The 18486-nt window shown below is 72.3% G+C and carries 18 protein-coding genes; 11 read left to right on the top strand and 7 right to left on the bottom strand.

Annotated features, from left to right (window positions below):
- The first annotated feature begins 240 nt into the window (after window positions 1-240).
- The 5 genes from ACZ6B8_RS27255 to ACZ6B8_RS27235 all read left to right on the top strand — a co-directional run bounded on the left by ACZ6B8_RS27255 (window position 241) and on the right by ACZ6B8_RS27235 (window position 3010).
- Complete coding sequence (locus tag ACZ6B8_RS27255; RefSeq protein WP_471608995.1) at window positions 241-894, top strand: TetR/AcrR family transcriptional regulator; 654 nt, start codon at window positions 241-243, stop codon at window positions 892-894.
- On the top strand, window positions 891-1676 hold the full coding sequence (locus ACZ6B8_RS27250) for a glucose 1-dehydrogenase (protein ID WP_471608994.1): 786 nt from the start codon (window positions 891-893) through the stop codon (window positions 1674-1676). The genes ACZ6B8_RS27255 and ACZ6B8_RS27250 overlap by 4 nt, the downstream gene beginning before the upstream one ends.
- A 14-nt stretch (window positions 1677-1690) precedes the next feature.
- The gene (locus ACZ6B8_RS27245; RefSeq protein WP_471608993.1) at window positions 1691-2230 is read left to right on the top strand and encodes an NUDIX hydrolase; all 540 of its coding nucleotides are present in this window, start codon (window positions 1691-1693) and stop codon (window positions 2228-2230) included.
- A 76-nt stretch (window positions 2231-2306) separates the two neighbouring features.
- Window positions 2307-2699, top strand: a complete 393-nt coding sequence (locus ACZ6B8_RS27240) for a YidH family protein (protein ID WP_471080350.1) — start codon at window positions 2307-2309, stop codon at window positions 2697-2699.
- Complete coding sequence (locus ACZ6B8_RS27235) at window positions 2696-3010, top strand: DUF202 domain-containing protein (protein WP_471608992.1); 315 nt, start codon at window positions 2696-2698, stop codon at window positions 3008-3010. Before ACZ6B8_RS27240 ends, ACZ6B8_RS27235 begins: the two co-directional genes overlap by 4 nt.
- Window positions 3011-3063: 53 nt before the next feature.
- Here the strand turns inward: ACZ6B8_RS27235 and ACZ6B8_RS27230 are convergent, their stop codons facing one another.
- Window positions 3064-3999 (bottom strand): NADP-dependent oxidoreductase, encoded by a 936-nt coding sequence (locus ACZ6B8_RS27230; protein WP_471609166.1) that lies wholly within the window; start codon window positions 3997-3999, stop codon window positions 3064-3066.
- A 135-nt stretch (window positions 4000-4134) separates the two neighbouring features.
- Between ACZ6B8_RS27230 and ACZ6B8_RS27225 the strand changes: the two genes are divergently transcribed.
- The 3 genes from ACZ6B8_RS27225 to ACZ6B8_RS27215 all read left to right on the top strand — a co-directional run bounded on the left by ACZ6B8_RS27225 (window position 4135) and on the right by ACZ6B8_RS27215 (window position 6878).
- Complete coding sequence (locus ACZ6B8_RS27225) at window positions 4135-4431, top strand: hypothetical protein (RefSeq protein ID WP_471080344.1); 297 nt, start codon at window positions 4135-4137, stop codon at window positions 4429-4431.
- A 173-nt stretch (window positions 4432-4604) separates the two neighbouring features.
- Complete coding sequence (locus ACZ6B8_RS27220) at window positions 4605-5636, top strand: phosphotransferase family protein (RefSeq protein ID WP_471608991.1); 1032 nt, start codon at window positions 4605-4607, stop codon at window positions 5634-5636.
- Between the two features lie 9 nt (window positions 5637-5645).
- On the top strand, window positions 5646-6878 hold the full coding sequence (locus ACZ6B8_RS27215; RefSeq protein WP_471080338.1) for an acyl-CoA dehydrogenase family protein: 1233 nt from the start codon (window positions 5646-5648) through the stop codon (window positions 6876-6878).
- Window positions 6879-6908: 30 nt separating this feature from the next.
- On the opposite strand, the gene ACZ6B8_RS27210 is transcribed toward ACZ6B8_RS27215, so the two are convergent.
- From ACZ6B8_RS27210 to ACZ6B8_RS27200, 3 genes are read right to left on the bottom strand one after another with little or no spacing between them, the layout of a single operon-like run.
- Entirely contained in the window at window positions 6909-7505 is a 597-nt protein-coding gene (locus ACZ6B8_RS27210; protein WP_471080335.1) for a TetR/AcrR family transcriptional regulator, read from the bottom strand.
- 21 nt (window positions 7506-7526) lie between these two features.
- Window positions 7527-9206 carry a class I adenylate-forming enzyme family protein gene (locus tag ACZ6B8_RS27205; RefSeq protein WP_471608990.1) on the bottom strand — a complete coding sequence of 560 codons (1680 nt, stop codon included), beginning with the start codon at window positions 9204-9206 and terminating at the stop codon, window positions 7527-7529.
- On the bottom strand, window positions 9203-9970 hold the full coding sequence (locus ACZ6B8_RS27200; RefSeq protein WP_471081335.1) for an SDR family oxidoreductase: 768 nt from the start codon (window positions 9968-9970) through the stop codon (window positions 9203-9205). Before ACZ6B8_RS27200 ends, ACZ6B8_RS27205 begins: the two co-directional genes overlap by 4 nt.
- A gap of 204 nt (window positions 9971-10174) precedes the next feature.
- Here ACZ6B8_RS27200 and ACZ6B8_RS27195 point away from each other — a divergent pair, with 204 nt between their 5' ends.
- The gene (locus ACZ6B8_RS27195) at window positions 10175-11494 is read left to right on the top strand and encodes an MFS transporter (protein ID WP_471608989.1); all 1320 of its coding nucleotides are present in this window, start codon (window positions 10175-10177) and stop codon (window positions 11492-11494) included.
- A 46-nt stretch (window positions 11495-11540) separates the two neighbouring features.
- Here the strand turns inward: ACZ6B8_RS27195 and ACZ6B8_RS27190 are convergent, their stop codons facing one another.
- Entirely contained in the window at window positions 11541-12560 is a 1020-nt protein-coding gene (locus ACZ6B8_RS27190; protein WP_471608988.1) for a LysR family transcriptional regulator, read from the bottom strand.
- Between the two features lie 267 nt (window positions 12561-12827).
- Between ACZ6B8_RS27190 and ACZ6B8_RS27185 the strand changes: the two genes are divergently transcribed.
- Window positions 12828-14093: a serine-threonine protein kinase gene (locus ACZ6B8_RS27185; RefSeq protein ID WP_471080323.1), complete on the top strand. Its 1266-nt coding sequence runs from the start codon at window positions 12828-12830 to the stop codon at window positions 14091-14093.
- Window positions 14094-14135: 42 nt separating this feature from the next.
- Here the strand turns inward: ACZ6B8_RS27185 and ACZ6B8_RS27180 are convergent, their stop codons facing one another.
- A complete protein-coding gene (locus ACZ6B8_RS27180) occupies window positions 14136-16967 on the bottom strand; it encodes a penicillin acylase family protein (protein ID WP_471608987.1) in 2832 nt (943 codons plus the stop codon).
- Window positions 16968-17260: 293 nt separating this feature from the next.
- Between ACZ6B8_RS27180 and ACZ6B8_RS27175 the strand changes: the two genes are divergently transcribed.
- Window positions 17261-17869: a hypothetical protein gene (locus tag ACZ6B8_RS27175; protein ID WP_471080317.1), complete on the top strand. Its 609-nt coding sequence runs from the start codon at window positions 17261-17263 to the stop codon at window positions 17867-17869.
- 24 nt (window positions 17870-17893) lie between these two features.
- Here ACZ6B8_RS27175 and ACZ6B8_RS27170 read toward each other — a convergent pair whose 3' ends face one another.
- On the bottom strand, window positions 17894-18427 hold the full coding sequence (locus ACZ6B8_RS27170) for a hypothetical protein (protein WP_471080314.1): 534 nt from the start codon (window positions 18425-18427) through the stop codon (window positions 17894-17896).
- Between the last annotated feature and the right edge of the window lie 59 nt (window positions 18428-18486).

The following is an 18486-nucleotide window of genomic DNA, read 5'->3' as shown; positions in this document are numbered from 1 at the left end:
GTTCGTCCGCAAGCGCCGGACGGGCTCTTACCTCCGTCGCCGGCTGCGCCTGGCTCGTCCTCAAACGCCGGACAGGCTTTTATCTCCGTCACCGGCCTGGCTCGCCCTCAGCCCCGGACGGGCTTCTGATGTCCCTCGCCCGGCTCGTCCTCAAGCGTCGCACGGGCTCTTGCCTCGGTCCTCATCACCATCCATCGCCAGGCCTCGTTTTTAATAATGGCCAGCATTACACTCATACCCATGGCCCCTACATCCGGTTCCGCGACCCGCGAGAAACTGCTGCGTGCCGGTGAGGAGGTGTTTGCCGCTCAGGGGGTGGATGGGGCCCAGTTGCGGGACATCGTTCGGCTCGCCGGGCAGAGCAATCCCTCCGCCGTGCAGTATCACTTCGGCTCACGGGCCGGGCTGCTCGACGCCGTCATGGCGGAGCGCCAGCGCCGTACGGAGCAGGTGCTCGGCGTCGAGCTGGAGCGGGCCGGCGGCACCGCGGCCGAGCTGCGGGGGCTGCTCACCGCCCTCGTGAACGCCGAAGCCGGCGAATTGCGCACCGCACGCGGCCGCCGCTGCCTGCGCATCTCCGCCCAGCTCAGCCACGAGAGCGGGGTCCGCACCCGCACCCCGCACCCCACCCTCGACGGCACCGTCTACTGGACGCTGATCGGACGGATCGAGGACCGGGTCGCCCGGCTCGCGCCCGGCCTCCCGGAGCCGCTGCGGCTCGAACGGCTCGACCTCGCCCTCACCCTGATCGGCGCCGCCCTGGCCGACCGCGCCCGCCAGTACCTGGCCGGCACCACCCCCCTGACCGGCGAGGACGTCTTCCTCGCCGACCTCGTCGAGACGACCGCGGCGCTGTTGCGAGCCCCGCACCCCACCCCAGGAGACACCTCATGACCCAGCAGGAGACCACCTCGCACGACCTCACCGGTCGGACCGTCGTCATCACCGGCGCCGCGCGCGGGCTCGGTGCCGAGGCGGCGCGCCTCGCCGTCGCCGCGGGGGCGAACGTCGTCCTCACCGACGTGCTCGACAACGAAGGGCACGCCACCGCGGCGGAGCTCGGCGAGCGCGCCCGGTTCGTCCGCCACGACGTGACCTCCGAGGAGGACTGGCAGCACGTCGTCGACTTCGCGGTCCGCGAGTTCGGCGACCTGCACGGCCTGGTGAACAACGCCGGGATATCCACCGGCCAGTTCCTGGAGTCGGAGTCCGTCGAGCACTTCCGCAAGGTGCTCGACATCAACCTCACCGGCGTGTTCATCGGCATGAAGACCGTCGTGCCCGCCATGAAGGAGGCCGGCGGCGGCTCGATCGTCAACATCTCCTCCGCCGCGGGCCTGATGGGCCTCGCGCTCACCGCCGGTTACGGCGCGTCGAAGTGGGGCGTCCGCGGCCTCACCAAGATCGGCGCCGTGGAGCTCGGCACGGCCCGCGTCCGCGTCAACTCCGTCCACCCCGGCATGACGTACACCCCGATGACCGCCCAGGTCGGCATCGAGAAGGGCGAGGGCAAGTACCCCAACACCCCGATGGGCCGGGTCGGTGAGGCGCAGGAGATCGCGGGCGCCGTGGTCTTCCTGCTCTCCGACGCCGCGTCCTACGTGACCGGCGCGGAGCTCGCCGTCGACGGCGGCTGGACGGCCGGGCCCACGGTGAAGTACGTCATGGGGCAGTGAGGTTGGATGACCCCATGACGCCGCACAGCGGGCCCGCGCCCGACCCCCGCGAAGAGATGCTGACCATCGTCGACGAGAACGACCAGGTGATCGGCGAGGCCCCGCGCGGGGAGGCGTACACCCGCGGGCTGCGCCACCGCTGCGTGTTCATCCAGGTCCGTGACGCGCGGGGCCGCCTGTTCGTGCACCGCCGCACCGCGACCAAGATGGTCTACCCCTCGCTGTACGACATGTTCGTCGGCGGCGTGGTCGGCGCCGGCGAGTCGTGCGACGACGCGGCCCTGCGTGAGGCCGAGGAGGAGCTCGGGGTCCACGGACTGCCGCGCCCCACCCCGCTGTTCACGTTCCTGTACGACGACGGCGCGGGGCACAGCTGGTGGTCGTACCTCTACGAGGTCCGCTGCGACCTGCCGGTGGAGCCGCAGGCCGAGGAGGTCGCCTGGCACACGTTCCTCACCGACGAGGAGCTGGAGCAGCGGCTGGCCGACTGGGAGTGGGTGCCGGACGGGCTGGCCGCCCACCGCCGCCTCCAGGCGTTCCGCGCGGGCGGCTGACGGCCGCACGCCCGGCGCGCGAGGTGCCGTGAGGCCCCTTCCTGGCCGGCCGGCCGGCACGGCTTAGGGTGCGGCCGTGAGCAATTTCGTACAGAGCCTGCGGCTGTGGTTCGCCCCCGAGCGCGTCCGCGAGGAGGGCGACACCCCCGACTACCGCTTCTCGCTCGCGAACGAACGCACCTTCCTGGCCTGGCTGCGCACCGCCCTCGCGCTGATCGGCGGCGGCTTCGCCGTGGACCAGTTCCTGCCGGACCTGCGCTGGGGCTGGCGGATCGGGCTCGCCCTCGCGCTGCTCGCCGCGGGCGTGCTCTGCTCGTTGCGCGCCGTCGACCACTGGGTGCGGTGCGAGCGCGCCATGCGGCGCGGCGAGGACCTGCCGGCCGGGCGCTTCCCGACCGTGCTGAGCCTGGCGGTGGCCGTGGTGGCGCTCGCCATGGTGATCGTCGTGCTCTTCGGGTGGGCGGGGTGACACCGGCGCACGTCCGCGACCCGGGGCTGCAGCCGGAGCGCACCCGTCTCGCCTGGCGGCGCACCACGCTGTCGGCCACGGTCGCCGCGGTGCTCGCCGCCCGCGCGGTGCTGCACTCCGGAGCCACCGCGCCGGGCGTGACGGCCTGCGCGGTCTGTCTGCTCCTGTGGCTGGGTTTCCTCGCGGTCGCGCACCGCAGGATGGTGGCCCTGACCACGCGCGAGCCCCGGACGATGACGCTGCGGGTCGCGCGGGCGGCGGCGCTGTGCGCGCTCGCGCCGGCGGTGTGCGCGGCGGCGCTGGTGGTCTGACGGCGCCTCTGTGGCGGCTCCCGGCGCACCCCGCTCCCTCAGGTCGCCGTGGCTCAGTCCTCCCAGTCCACCGTGACGACGATCTTGCCGCGGGTGCGGCCCTCCTCGCTCAGCCGGTGCGCCTCGGCCGCGCGCTCCAGCGGGAACGTCGCGTCGACGTGGACGGTCACCACGTCCTGCTCCACCAGCTCGGTGAGCCGTCCGAGGTCCGCGGCGTCGGGGCGTACGAAGCAGTAGCGTCCGCCCAGGTCGACCACCCCGCCGTCCGCGATGGACGCCAGCCGGCCGCCGGGCGCGAGGAGTTCGGCGGAGGCCTTGAGGGTGGCGCCGCCGACCGTGTCGAAGGCCGCGTCGACGCCGTCCGGGACGAGCGCGCGGACCCGGTCGACCAGACCGTCCCCGTAAGTGACCGGCTCGGCGCCGAGCTCGCGCAGGAAGTCGTGGTTGCGCTCGCTCGCGGTGCCGATGACCCGGGCGCCCGCGTGCCGGGCGAGCTGCACCGCGATCGAGCCGACGCCGCCCGCCGCCGCGTGCACGAGGACGACGTCGCCCTCGGTCACCCGCAGCGCGTCGCCGACGACCTGGTAGGCGGTGAGCCCGGCCAGCGGCAGCCCCGCGGCCTCCGCGAAGGTGAGGTTGCGCGGCTTGCGGGCGAGGGTGCGCACCGGGGCGGCGACGTACTCGGCGAAGGTGCCGCGCGAGAGGAAGTCCTCGCGCACATAGCCGATGACCTCGTCCCCGACCGCGTACTCCGGTACGGAGGCGCCCGGTTGGACCACGACACCGCAGACGTCCCAGCCGGGGACCACGGGGAAGACGGGGTCGATGAGCCCGTCGAGGTGCCCCTCGCGGCACTTCCAGTCGACGGGGTTCACGGCCGCGGCGCGCACCTTCACGAGGACGGAGTCGGGGCCGACCTTGGGGTCGCGCACCTCCCCGTACTCCAGGACGTCGGGTCCGCCGTAGCCGCGGTAGCTGATCGCCTTCATCGGGTCGCCTTCGCAGGGGTCGGGGTAACGCGGGAATGGGAACATCGCCAAGGGTTCCATAACGGAATTAATGGGGCATCAGGGGCTAGCCTGAGAGGGTCAACCCCTCCCCGGCAGTCACAGAAGGTGCGCGTCATGACCACGCTCCACCACGAACACCCGGTGCACGACCACGTCCACGGCCCGGCCTGCGGCCACCCCGAGGTGCCGCACGGCGACCACGTCGACTACGCCCACGACGGACACATGCACCGTCTGCACTCCGACCACTACGACGAGTGCGAGCCGACCGGTCACACCGCCCACCAGGGCCACGACCACCAGCACGGGGACGGCTGCGGCCACGACGCGGTGACGCACGGGGACCACGTCGACTACCTCCACGACGGGCACCGGCACGCGGCGCACGAGGGGCACTGGGACGATCACTGACCCCTCCCCCGCACGCGTCCCGTGCCTCCCCCGTACCGGTGCCGGCTCGCGGCCCGGTCCGGGGGATCGCTCTTTTCCCGGGGCTCCGCGCCCGGCAGCCTCTGGACGACATACCGACTGGTCGGCATCATGAGGGGGAACACCGCCACCTCCCGTCCGATCAGGAGCAGACGATGAGCGCAGACCACCCGCCGGGCCTCGACCTCGACCAGTTGCGCGGCCACCTCGACCGCGAGCGGCCCGGCCTGGTCGGCGGCCCGCTCGCCGCCCGGCTGATCGAGGGCGGCCGGTCGAACCTCACGTACGCGGTGACGGACGGCGCCGCGCGCTGGGTGGTGCGCCGCCCGCCGCTGGGACACGTCCTGGCCACCGCGCACGACATGAAGCGCGAGCACCGGGTCATCGCGGCGCTGCACCCGACGGACGTGCCGGTGCCCGCGCCGGTGCTGCTCTGCGAGGACGAGTCCGTCATCGGATCGCCGTTCTACGTCATGGAGTTCGTCGACGGCACCCCCTACCGCACCGCCGACGAGCTCGCGCCGCTCGGCCCCGGGCGCACCAGGGACGCGGTACTCGGCCTCGTCGACACCCTGGTCGACCTGCACGCCGTGGACCCGGCGGCGGTCGGGCTCGGCGACTTCGGGCGCCCCGAGGGCTTCCTCGACCGGCAGCTGCGCCGCTGGGGCAAGCAGCTGGACGCCTCCCGCAACCGCGAGCTCGCCGGCATCGACGAGCTGCACGCCGCGCTCGGCCGCGCCCTGCCCGACTCCCCCGCGCCGACCGTCGTGCACGGCGACTACCGCCTGGACAACGTCCTGATCGGCGACGACGACCGGATCCGGGCCATCCTCGACTGGGAGATGTCCACGCTCGGCGATCCGCTCACCGACCTGGGCCTGCTGGTGATGTACAGCGCGAAGCTGGAGGTGCCGGACTCGCCCGTCAGCACCACGGCGGGCGCGCCCGGCCACCCCGACCCGGCCGAGCTGATCGAGCGGTACGCCGCGCGCTCGGGGCGCGACGTGTCGGCCGTCTCCTGGTACACGGCGTTCGCCTGGTTCAAGCTCGCCGTGATCCTGGAGGGCATCCACTACCGCTACACGCTCGGCCGGACGGTCGGGGCGGGATTCGACCGGATCGGCGAGCTGGTGCCCGTGTTCATCGAGCACGGCCGCGCCACCCTCCAGGGACGACAGGAAGGCTGAGACAGCGCCATGGACTTCGCATTCGACGCCCGCACCGAAGAGCTGCGCGCCAAGCTGCTCACCTTCATGGACGAGCACGTGTACCCCGCCGAGGCCGTCGCCGACAAGCAGCGCGCCGGGCTGGCCTCGCCGTGGGACACCCCGGCCGTGGTCGAGGAGCTGAAGGCCGAGGCCCGCAGGCAGGGCCTGTGGAACCTGTTCTTCGTGGATGAGCACAGCCTGCCGGACGCCGGGCACGGCGCCGGGCTGACCAACCTGCAGTACGCGCCGCTCGCCGAGATCACCGGCCGCTCCCCGCAGTTGGCGCCCACCGCGCTGAACTGCGCGGCGCCCGACACCGGGAACATGGAGGTGCTCGCGCAGTTCGGCTCCGAGGAGCAGCGAAAGCGCTGGCTGGAGCCGCTGCTCGCCGGTGAGATCCGCTCGGCGTTCGCGATGACCGAGCCCGAGGTGGCCTCCTCCGACGCCACCAACATCACCACCCGCATCGAGCGGGACGGCGACGACTACGTCATCACGGGCCGCAAGTGGTACATCTCCGGGGCGATGAACCCCGGTTGCGAGATCTTCATCGTGATGGGCAAGACCGACCCGGACGGCGCCGACATCCGCCGCCAGCAGTCCATGGTCCTGGTCCCGCGCGACACCCCGGGCCTCGAAGTGCGCCGCGCCATGCGGGTGTACGGGTACGAGGACCACTACCACGGCGGTCACGCGGAGGTCGTCTTCGACCGGGTCCGGGTCCCGGTGTCGAACCTCGTCGGTGAGGAGGGCGGCGGCTTCGCCATCGCGCAGGCGCGGCTCGGTCCCGGCCGGATCCACCACTGCATGCGGCTGATCGGCATGGCGGAGCGGGCCATCCAGCTGATGTGCGAGCGGGCGGTGGCCCGTACCGCGTTCGGCAAGCCGCTCGCCCAGCAGGGCGTCGTGCAGGAGTGGATCGCCGACGCGCGGGTCGCCGTGGAGCAGCTGCGGCTGCTCGTCCTCAAGACGGCCTGGCTGATGGACACCGTCGGCAACAAGGGCGCGCACACGGAGATCCAGTCCATCAAGATCGCGACGCCGCGCGCGGTGGTCGACATCCTCGACCGTGCGGTGCAGCTGCACGGCGCGGGCGGCGTCAGCCAGGACTTCCCGCTGGCCGAACTCTGGGCGGCGGCGCGGACGCTGCGGCTGGCCGACGGGCCGGACGAGGTGCATCAGCGGTCGCTGGCACGGCGCGAGTTGAAGCGGTATCTCTGAGGCGCCGCCTACAGGTCGCCCCGTAGGGCCCTACGGGGCCCGTAGCGCCCTCAGGAGCAGGTCCGCCAGGTGGTCCGCGACCTGTTGCGGGGTGAGCGGGCCCTCCGGGCGGTACCAGGTGGACAGGTGGTGGACGGAGCCGAAGTGGTAGTCGACCACCAGGTCCGCGGGGGTCGCGGTGGAGAAGACACCGGCTTCCTGCCCCTCCTCGATCAGGGCGCGGAAGCGCTCGTGGTACCGCCGCCGCTCGGCGCGGACCTGCTTGTTCTTCTCCGGGCTCAGATGGTGCATGGAGCGGAAGAAGATCGACGCGTCGTCGAGGTTGTCGATGGTGGTGACCACGACGTCCGCGGCGGCGTCGCGCACCCGCCGCTCCACGGGGGCGTCCGCGTCGGCGATGGCGTCGAGCCGCTCCTGCTGGACGCGGAGCATACGGGCGTAGACCTCGTGCAGCAGGTCGTCCTTGGAGCCGAAGTAGTGGTAGAGCGCGCCCTTGGTGACGCCGGCCGCCTCCACGATCTCCTGCACCGACGTGCGGTCGTAGCCGCGGTCGGCGAAGAGCCTGGTGGCGGCGGCCAGCAGGCGCCGCGGGACGGGCGTGCCGTCACCGTCCGTCGTTCTGGCCACTGCCGCCACCTGCCTTTCGCGTCACGTGTCGTTCGATGCGCGGGAACGCAGTTCCCGCCGGAGGATCTTCCCACTTGTCGTCTTCGGCAGCTCCGTCAGGATCTCCACGTCGCGCGGGTATTTGTACGCGGCGAGCCGCTCCTTGCAGTACGCGGTGAGCTCGTCGGGGCCCGTGTCGCTGCCCGGACGCAGGCTGACGTACGCCTTGACGCTCTCGCCCCGGTAGCTGTCGGGTATCCCGACGACGGCGGCCTCACGCACCGCGGGGTGGCCGTAGAGGACGTCCTCGACCTCGCGCGGCCAGACCTTGAAGCCGGACGCGTTGATCATGTCCTTCTTGCGGTCCACGACGTAGAGCCAGCCCGCCGGGTCCATGAACCCGATGTCGCCGGTGCGCAGTTCGCCGTCGGGGAAGGCCTCGGCGGTGGCCTCCGGGCGCCGCCAGTAGCCCGGCACCACCTGGGGTCCGCGCACGACGATCTCGCCGTGCTCCCCGTACGGCACCTCCTGGCCCGCGTCGTCGAGGATGCGTACGAGCGCCTCGGGTCCCGGGACGCCGACCGCGAGGGTGCCGGACACCGGGTCGACGGGCGCCCGCTGCCCCGGCGGCACGGAGGCGCAGGGCGCGGTGCACTCGGTGAGGCCGTACCCGTTGTGCAGGTAGGGGCCGAAGTCGGCGCAGAACTTCTCCACCAGGGCGGGCGGCAGCGGCGCGCCGCCCGAGGAGATCATCACGAACGACTCGAAGTGCGCGCGGGTCGCCGACGGGTGGGCGGCCAGCGCCATGAACGCGGTGGAGGGGCCGACCGTGTAGGCGGGGCGGTGCTCGGCGAAGGCGTCGAGGACGACGCCGGCCTCGAAGCGGTAGGCGAGCGCGAGGGTGCCTGCGTTGGCGATGCACGCGGCGACCTGGGCGACCATGCCGGTGATGTGGAAGAGCGGCGCCATCGCGAAGTAGCAGCCGCCCTCCGGGATCCCGGCGCCGACGCGCTGGCGCTCGGCGTTGTAGGTGATGTTGCCGTGGGTGTTCATGGCGCCCTTGGGGGTGCCGCTGGTGCCCGAGGTGTAGCTGATCAGTGCCACGTCGGCGGGGCCGAGCTCGCGGCCGGCGGGGGCGGGGAGCCCCTGCCGGGCGACGGCGACGAGGTCGTCGGTGTCGCCGGGGACGGGCAGCCGTTCGAGGTCGAGGACGCGGGTGTCGTTCCGGCTCTGCAGGTCGAGCTGGCAGGCGGTCAGGACGACGCGTACCGACGAGCCGGCGGCCGTGTCGCGCAGATACGTCTCCCAGGCGTGGTCGGCGCAGACCAGCGCGCTCACCCCGGCGTCCGCGAGGACGTGCCCGACCTCCGCGGCCTTGTACATGGGGTTGACCGGGACGACGGTCGCGCCCGCCTTCCAGGCGCCGAGCAGTGCGAGGACGAAGTGCGGGGTGTTCTGCAGGAGGATCGCGACGCGGTCGCCCCGGGCGACGCCGCGGGCGGCCAGGTGTCCGGCGAGGGAGTCGGAGAGCGCGTCCGCCTCGCGGTAGGTCAGGCGCCCGTCGAAGTAGGCGAGCGCGGTGTGCCCGGGGGCCCGCGCGGCGGCCGCCCGGAAGGCGTGCGGCACGGAGGCTGCGGGGTGCACGGGGCCGCGCTGGGCGTCGTTGAGCCGGGCCAGCCAGGGCTTGGCCGCGTACGGGGAGCCGGTGGGAAGGTCGTTCACCGCTGTGTCGCCTCCCACTTCTGCTGCAGGTGGTTCATGCCGGTCAGCCACGTGTCGGGGGTGGCGGCGCGGGCCCGGTAGTACGCGTCGACCTCGGGGTGCGGCAGGATCAGGAAGCGGTCGTCGGCCATGCCCGCGAAGAGCGCGTCGGCGACGTCGGCGGGCTCGATGGCGGTGGGGGTGAGCACGAGGTCGCCCGCGGTGCCGGTGGCGGCGAGCATGTCGGTGCGCACGCCCTGCGGACAGATCGCGTGGACCTTGACGCCGCGGTGGCGGTAGGTGAGCGAGAGCCACTCGGCGAAGGCGTACGCCCCGTGCTTGGTGACGCTGTAGGGCGCGGCGCCGATCATGGTGAGCAGGCCGGCCGCGGAGACCGTCGAGACGAAGCGGCCCTCGCCGCGCTCCAGCCACTGGGGCAGCAGCGCGTTCGCGGCCCGTACGTGCGCCATCACGTTGACGTCCCAGGCCGCGGCCCAGACCTCCTCGGGCGCGGCCTCGCTGCCGCCGGAGCCGAGTCCGGCGTTGGCGCAGTACACGTCGATCGTGCCGCCGAGCGCCTCGCGGGCCTGTTCCACGATCGTGGACGCGTCGCCCGGCACGGCGACGCCGCCGACCTCGTCGGCGACGGCCTCCGCCTTGGCGGCGTCCAGGTCGTTGACGGCGACGCGTGCTCCCGCGGCGGCGAACCGGCGGGCCAGCGCGGCACCGATGCCGCCTCCTCCGCCGGTGACGACGACGCCCTTGTCCTGCAGGGTCTCCACGATGGTTCTCCTTCGCCCGCGGCTCGGCCTTCCCGGCAGACTAACCAGTCGGTATGTCGTGACGGAAGGGGGTCGACGGGGCGCGCGGCGACCTCGCGACCGGGCTGCCGGCCCGCCGGACGACCCGGCGCGCGCCCGGTCTCACGCTCCGAGACGCCGCGTCCCGGGTATTGACTGCCCCCTACATCCACCAAGAGAGTGCCGCTCGTGCACAGCGAAGCGACAGCAACAGAGAACCCCCAGGTCCAGGGCGCCGACGAGCGCCCCGAGCGGCTGCGCCGGGTGGCCGTGGCCTCCTTCATCGGGACGGCCATCGAGTTCTACGACTTCTACATCTACGGCACCGCCGCCGCCCTCGTCCTGAACGAGGCGTTCTTCCCGACCCTCGACCCGGTCAACGCCACGCTCGCGTCCTTCTCCACGTACGCGGTGGCGTTCGCGGCGCGGCCCGTCGGCTCGGTGATCTTCGGGCACTTCGGGGACCGGGTGGGGCGCAAGTCCGTCCTGGTGGCCTCGCTGCTCCTGATGGGGCTCTCCACCGCGCTGGTCGGCCTGCTGCCGGGCTACGGCACGTGGGGCATCTGGGCGCCGCTGCTGCTGATCCTGCTCCGCTTCCTCCAGGGCATCGGACTCGGCGGCGAGTGGGGCGGCGCGGCGCTGCTCGCGGTGGAACACGCACCGCGAAGGAAGCGCGGACTGTACGCCGCCTTCCCCCAACTCGGCCCGTCCGTCGGCTTCTTCGCGGCCACCGGCGTGTTCTGGCTGCTCTCGGCCGCCCTCTCCGACGAGGCCTTCCGCTCGTGGGGCTGGCGGGTGCCGTTCCTGCTCTCCTTCCTGCTGGTCGGCGTCGGCCTGTTCGTGCGGCTGCGGATCAGCGAGACGCCGGTCTTCGCCAAGGCCATGGCGGCACACGAGGCGAGCAAGGCGCCCGCGCTCGACGTGCTCCGCCGCCACCCGCGCGAACTGCTGCTCGGCGCGGGCGCGATGATCGTCGCGTACGGCCTCTTCTACACCGCCACGACCTACTGCCTCTCCTACGCCACGGGCACCCTGCACATCTCCCGCGACACCATGCTCGGCCTCTCCCTGGTGGCCTGCCTCTTCCTCGCGGCCGGCACCTGGCTCGCCGCGACACGCTCCGACGGGGCGGGGCGGCGCCGGCTGGTCCTCGCCGGTTCGGGGCTCGCGGTGGTGTGGGGGCTCGTGCTCTTCCCGCTCCTCGACACCGGGCAGCCCGTGCTCATCGCCCTCGGGATCGGCGGGGCGCTGTTCTGCATGGGCGTGATCTACGGCCCGATGGGCGCGTATCTGCCCGAGCTGTTCAGCACCACCGTGCGCTACTCCGGGGCCTCGCTCGCCTACAACCTGGGCGGGGTGCTCGGCGGCGCGGTCTCGCCGCTGGTGGCGACGCGGCTGCAGTCGGCGTTCGGCTCCTCGTCGGTGGGCTGGTACGTCAGCGCGATGGCGGTGGTGTCACTCCTCTGCGTCCTCGCGCTGCCGGAGACCCGGGAGCGGGAGCTGGCCTGAGCGGAGCGTTCTCGAATTCCCCCGCCGAATTTCCGGGCGGGGAAATTCAGCGGCTGAGCCACCAGCGCTGATTCTCGTCGGACAACGCGTCCCACAGGAGATTCAACGGATGTCCGGGCCCGTACGCGGCCCGGACGCCGCGCCGGACGAACACCCCCACCAGCACGTCGGTCCGCGGCCCGACGTCGCCGATGACGTCGAGCCGGCGCAGCCCGGCCGCCTCGGGGAGCCCGCCGTTCTCGGCGGCGTCCCCGATGCCCCGGGTGACCAGCATCGCCCCGCTGACCACACCGGAGCGCAGCAGCTCGAAGCCGTAGTGCGCGGCCTCTATCTCGGCGGCCACGGACAGCTGTTGGCGGTAGTCGGCGCCGTACCAGGCGGTGAGGCAGCGGCCGATGAGGCCGCCCGTGGAGATCACCAGCGGCAGGCCGGGGAGCCGGCCCGCGGTGACGGACGGGCCCGGCAGCCGGTCCTCGGACAGATTGGTGAGCAGCGCGAGACCGCTGCGGCGCCACTCGATGATCTCGTACGGATCGAGCTCCGCCTCCTGGCCCTCGGTGACCACGATGCTGCCGCAGACCAGGTCCAACTCCTTGGCCTGCAGCTTGGCGAAGAGGTCGCCGGTGCGGACGTGGGTCACCTTCAGGTCCACGCCCCGCCGTTCGTACACCTCGCCGACGCGCTCCACGGCGTCGAGGAGGAAGCCCAGCGTGTAGCGGGTCGAGCCCACCGAGAGGGTTCTGCCGAGCCGGCGTCCGGCGTCGTGGATGCCTTCCGTCCACTGGTCGAGGGTGCGCCGCGCGAGGTCGACCAGGGCCTGCCCGGTGGCCGTGAACAGGACGTCCTTGCCGCGTCCGCGCTTGAGGACCAGCGCTTCGCCGCACAGCGCCCCGAACGTGCGGTTCATGGTGTCCAGTTGCTTCTGCACGCTCGACTGCTCCCGGCCGAGCAAGCGGGCCGCGGCGAGGGCCGTGCCGCTCTCGTGCACCGCGAGCAGCGTGCGCAGCTGGTCCATCGTGGTGTCGAGGAGATCCGTGGGGTATCGCAGCGGACCTGATAACTCCATGTGCGCGCTCTCGCTCTCCGAATCCCTCTGCATTTGCGGCCATGCAGCATAACCACAGCGAGGAAACTGATCCGGAGTTCAGCACAGATTATCTGCGGATTTCTTCCAGAAAATACTGGATGTGTTGTCGGTGCCCATGGAAGGGTCGGATCACTCCCCCTCGTGCCCGGCCGCGCCGAGGCCGGTTTCCCGCGGGGGTGGGAACCGGCCCCGGCAGGTCGTGCACGGCATCTGGCCAGGTGGCCCGGGGCGCAGGACACTCCGGGCGTGGAGCCCTACTGGGAATTGACCTTCGACGCCGACGGCGACGTCGACACCGCGCAGCGCGCGCGGCTGCTGGCCGGCGCGGACCGTGAACGCGTCACCGACCTGCTGGTCTTCGCGCACGGCTGGAACAACCAGCAGCAGGACGCGCGCAAGCTGTACCAGCGCTTCCTGACGCCGTGCCGGGACCTGTGCGGACCCGGGGTGCGCCTCGGGTACGTCGGGGTGCTCTGGCCCGCCATCCGCTTCCCCGACGAACCGATCCCCGACTTCGACCCGTCGGCCACCGCCGCCGCGGCCACCCCGCCGGGCGAGCCGGTCCTCGACCCGGCGACCCGGCGGGCGCTGGACCGCGCCTTCCCCGACCACGGCGCGACGCTGGACCGGATCGCCGAGCTGCTCGCGGAGCGCTCCCGGGTCCCGTCCCGTGTCTACGAGTTCGGCCGGCTCGTGCGCGAGCTGGTCTCGCTGCGCGAGACGCATCCGGCCCGGCACTTCGGCCAGGACACCGGCGCCGGCGAGCCCGCCATGCTCACCGACGACGCGGTGCAGGTCTGCGAGGTGTTCGCCGCCGCCCGCCTGGACACCGGGGAGCCCGCGCTCCTCGGCGAGCTGCGGGAGCGGCTGTGGGACGGGGCCCACGAACTGCTGCGGCAGGGCACGTACTACGCGATGAAGCGACGGGCCGGCGCCGTGGGCCAGTTGGGGCTCGGCCCCGCCATCGGGCTGCTCGCCGCGGACGTGCCGGGCATCAGGGTGCATCTCATCGGGCACAGCTTCGGCGGCCGTCTCGTCGCGTACGCGCTGCGCGGCATGCCGGCGGACGTGCGGGCGGTGAAGTCGGTGACGCTGCTCCAAGGCGCCTTCTCGCACTACACGTTCGCCGAGCGGCTGCCGCACGACAAGTTCCGCGGCGGCGCCCTGCACGGCATGCAGCACCGCGTCGACGGGCCGCTGGTCGCCTGCCACTCGCGCTTCGACGACGCGCTGGGCCGGCTGTATCCGCTCGCGTCGAAGCTGGCCGGCGACTCGTCGGGCTTCTTGAACCTGTGGGAGCGGTGGGGCGCCGTCGGCTACAACGGCGTCCGGGCCGTGGAGGGCACCCGGAGCATCGAGCTCGGCCAGGAGGTGCCCGCCGAGGGGTGCGTGAGCATCGACGTGTCCTCGGTGGTGCGGCGGGGCGGCCCGCCCGCCGGCGCGCACAGCGACATCTGCCACGAGGAGCTGGCGCGTGTCGTGTTCGCCGCGGGACGGATCGCCCTCGCCTGACACCCGCGGGCCGGATTCCCCCGGGCCGCGGATTCCCCGGGACTAGGGGCGGTGCCGGGGGAATTCGACGACCTGCTGGTACGTGGGCCGGTTCTGCCACTGGATCGGCTTGTGCGTGATGCCGCCCAGCGCGCGGTGGATCACCGAGTCCGCGCACCACTGGTCGCCCGCCTTGCACGCCTCGTCACCGGGATAGACCTCGGTGGCGGGCTTCGCGACGGCCTGCCCCAGGGTGGCGAGCAGGCTGTCGCGGCAGGCGTCGAGCTTGCCGCCGCCGCAGTACGTCTGTGCGAGCGGCCCCTTCACCGGCTGCCCGAGGACCGTGCGCAGATCCTTGTCCGCGTACCCCCACCAGCCGTACTGGAAGGCCGATCCGGCGTGCGCCCCGGTCGGGCCGTGGCCCGCGGACGGCGCCTCGTCGGTCGCCAGCTGGGAGGTGAGCGCCTCGTACAGGTCCGTGCCGAGGCCCGGCTTGAACTCGGCCTCGACGAGCCGCGGCCACCAGGCGTCCATGATGCGCACGGCGTCGGGGTGGGCGTAGACCTTGGAGCCCGCCGCCGTCTGGTTGCGCTGGGCGCCCGCCTTCCGCCAGGCGTCCAACTGCTCGATCGCCTTGGCCAGTTGGGGGTCGGTGACCGGCTGGCTGCGGAGCACCTGCAGGAGTTCCGGCAGCACCTGTTCGCCGCGCAGATCGGTGACGGCCGCCTCCGACATGGCCCGGGTGAGGGAGGCGCGGGTGACACCGCCCTCCTCGGTGAGCTTCTTGACCCGGCCGTCGAGCAGGTCGCCGCGGTGCACGGCGCTCACCCCGAAGCCGGCCGTGCTGAAGTCCTTGGCCTGCTTGTTGTTCCAGGAGATGTAGTAGTCCTGGTCGACGGAGTGCGGGTGTTCGGCGGGCGGCGTCCGCGCGGAGGTGTTGTCGGCCGGGTCGAAGTCCCGCCACTCGTACTCCTGCCCGGCTTTGACCGGCAGGGCGGGGTCGACGCCGTCCGCGCGCTCGGGGTTGGCGCCGCTGTTGTAGTACGCGATGTCGCGCGAGTCGGCGTAGAACCAGTTGAAGGCGTAGCTGATGTGCTGGGCCGCCTTCATGAAGGTGTCGGCGTCCTTGACGTACGTCGGGTCGTTCAGCATCTGGAAGCCGATGATCGAGTCGGCCTCGTGGCGGTAGGTGGAGCGCAGCGAGACGTAGGCGACGGGCTTGCCGTCGACGTTCGCGCGGTGCGTGACGACGCCGTACTTCGTGCGGAAGACCTGCATGCGGTAGGAGCCGGCGGCCGTGGAGTCGGCGAGCGTCGGCTTCCAGGCGTTCTTGCGCTCCAGCTTCTCCATGGGGGTGCAGGTGCCGCGGTAGAGGTAGCCGGCCGACTGCTTGGTGGGGGTGCCCCCGCCGGGCTCGCACAGCTCGACGGCGTAGGTGTCGGTGATGTCCTGTCCCGCGGAGGTGGCCGACCAGGCGTAGTCCTGGCCGCGGCCCAGCTGGACGTACATGCCGACACCCGCGAAGGAGACGCCGCGCGCGCTGATGCCGGGGCCCTGGAGTTCCTGCTGCATCAGGAGCTGCGGCGCGAAGTACCCGGTCTGCGGTCCGAAGACGGCCACGGGGTTGCCGCTCGCGGTGTGCTTGCCGGAGACCAGCAGGGCGTTCGACATGCCCTTCTTGTGGCCGTCGGCCCGGAACAGGTCGGGGGGCAGGACGCCCTTGTCGTACATGCCCTGCAGCGGCTTGAGCTTCTTCGGCGCGGTGACCGGGTCCTTGGCGCCGCTCTTCGCGCCGCCCTCCCGGTCGTACACGAGCTGCTCGCGCTCGACCGAGCCCGGGTCGGGCAGGGCGGTGCCGCGCGCCTTCTCGGGCTTGCCCGCGTACGGGAAGCTCGTGCCGTCGTGGATGGTCTGCACGGCCTCGGGGTCGTTGCGGGCGCGGAAGGACTCCCAGACCTTCGTGCCCTGCTCGACGCCGTACTTCTGCTGGGACTTCAGCAGGGAGAGCGCGGACTCGACCTCTCCGCCGCCGCCGTTGCCGAAGAGCCCGCCGACCACGGAGGCGAGCGCGATCATGTCGGTGACCTTGAAGGGCTCGATCTCGCCGGCGTTGGTGACGGCGTCGATCTTGCCGGTGAGGACGTACTCGCCGGGGAAGTACCGGCCGTTCTTGGACTTCACCCGGTAGGCGTTGAGCCCGTCGATATAGGCCTGCGCGTCGTCCATGGCCTGCTTGCCGCGCTCGCCCTGGGTCGTCCTGATGTACTCGACCTGCTTCTCCAGGTCCTCCTCGGTGTACGGGGCCTGCGGCCAGAACTGCTGTTCCAGGCCCTGGTTGGCGAGGGCGCCGCCCGCGAACGAGGTGAGCTGCCCGCGGCCGATGTGCCGGAACAGGTCGATGAGCCAGAGCCGGTCCTGCCCCGCGGCGAAGCCCGCGCCGAACTCGGTGCCGTAACGCGTGGTGCCCTTGATGTGCGGGATGCCGTGTTTCTTGTCCCGGGTGATCGTCACGTCGTCGCGCGGTCTGGTCACGGAGGCGGCCTGGCCCTCGCCGACCCCGAAGGACGCGTCGTCGAAGAACTCGGCGAGCTTGTCGTCGGTGAGCGACGGATAGGCGGAGGAGAGCGCGTCGTAGGGGCCCAACTGGTCGTCGGCGTGCGCGGGTTGGGTGCCGAGGAGCCGGTGGGCGAGGATCTCGGCGAGCGTCGCGTTGCCGTTGGCGCCGGGCGGCAGGATGTCCGCGCACCGGCCGCCGCAGTAGTCGGTGACCTCCTCGCGCGGGGCCTCCTCCCGCGGGGCCGCCGCGGCTCCCGGCAGCGGCGCGAGGAGCGCGGCGCCGAGCGCGAGCACCGCCCCCGCCGTGAGAGTTCTGAGCCTGACGTTGCCTCGTCGCATGGGTGCTCCTGACGGATCCAGCGGAAGACCGATGCGGCGGAGGCTACTGGCGAGTCGGCGACGCCGAAAGATGAACATGCGTCGCCTTTTCCGAATCACCACAACGCGCCCCCGTTGTGTGGGCATCACGCCAGCCCACCAGGGCAGGCGGAAAAGAGTCGCGCGATGAGGGAGCCGAATCGCGTGTCGATACGTCTACTCGGCGACGTCGTTTCGAATCGATCGACATCGACGCCGGCGAATGCGGAACACGGGTACCAGTACGGAAGTACGTGTGACGGAGGTGCAGGGCGATGGCCGGATTCCGGAGTCTCGCGAGACAGGTGCGTGATCCGCAGAGCGATCTGGCGCTGCGGCGCTACTCGCTGCGCAAGTGCCTGGAGAGGTTCGCCCCCTATGGCCACCGGGCCACCTGGGACCATTTGTGCACCCGGGCGGGGTTCGGGCCGCAGGACAGGTCGCCCGACCCGGCGCGGCTTGTGGCGGCGCTGACCGAGCTGGAGGCGGCGCGGGCGGTCTGGCTCGCGTACGAGGCGGGCTTCGCGGAGCGCCGCCGCAAGGAGAAGCACGACGGGCTCAGGCGCCCGGGCAGTGTCGACGACTGGCACCGCTGCACCTGGGGCGGGTTCGGCATCGCCTGGTGCGACGACCCCGACGTCCACCCGCAGCAGCCCCTCGCCGAGGTGCTGCGGCGGCTCATCGCGGCGCTGGAGCGGGCGCCGGGCGAGGCCTGCCCGGTCTGCGCGGACACCGACCTCGTCTGGCGGCACGGCCTGGCGCACGAGCCGTCCTCGGGCGCGGTCTGCACGGGCTGCGGCATCGTCGTGCCGGCCCCCGTCCTCACCTCGGACGCGGTGGCGCAGGCCCGGGCGAGGCGGGTGCGGCCGCTGGTGTCGGCGTGACGCGGGGCGCGGCACCGATCGAGGTCAGGGGGTCTTCACGTCCGTGTGGATCGACAGCTTGAACTGGGCGTGTATCAGCGGCGTGGGACGCTTCACGTCTCCCGCGCCGCGTGCCGAGATCTTCAGGCCCAGCGGCGTGCCCGGGTGCACGAACATCTGCCAGAGGTAGGTGCGGTACTGCCCTCCCCTGGTCGGCGTCGCGTCGGTCGTGGCGGTCGAGTCGTACCCGGTGGACAGGTTCAGCGGGTCCCTGACGTAGCGCGCGCGGAACTCGGTCGCCCGGGCGTCCGGCTCCCAGAAGACCATCGCGGAGAGCAGCCCCCAGCCCTCGTGGCTGGGCCAGATCAGCCCCGAGGGGGCGTCGGGGAACTTCGAGGGCGTGGTGGTGCCCGGCGCGGTGCCGCCCTGGGACGGGTCGTGCATGTGCCACGGGTCGTAGGACTCGTCTCCCGCGCCGTAGGGAAAGCGCACCAGGTGGTAGCCGTCGCTGTCGTACGTGACGGCCTGCCGGCCGTGCCGTGCGGCGTCCCACAGCAGCGAGCAGATGACAACGGACATCGGCTTCTCCCCCGATCGGCGTCGGCGTGCTCGGTGAACTCCCTTGCCTACAGGACACG

This window comes from Streptomyces sp. NPDC041122, assembly GCF_055592445.1.
The sequence above is the reverse complement of the archived record's forward strand: the minus strand, read 5'-3'. Positions and strand labels throughout refer to the sequence as shown.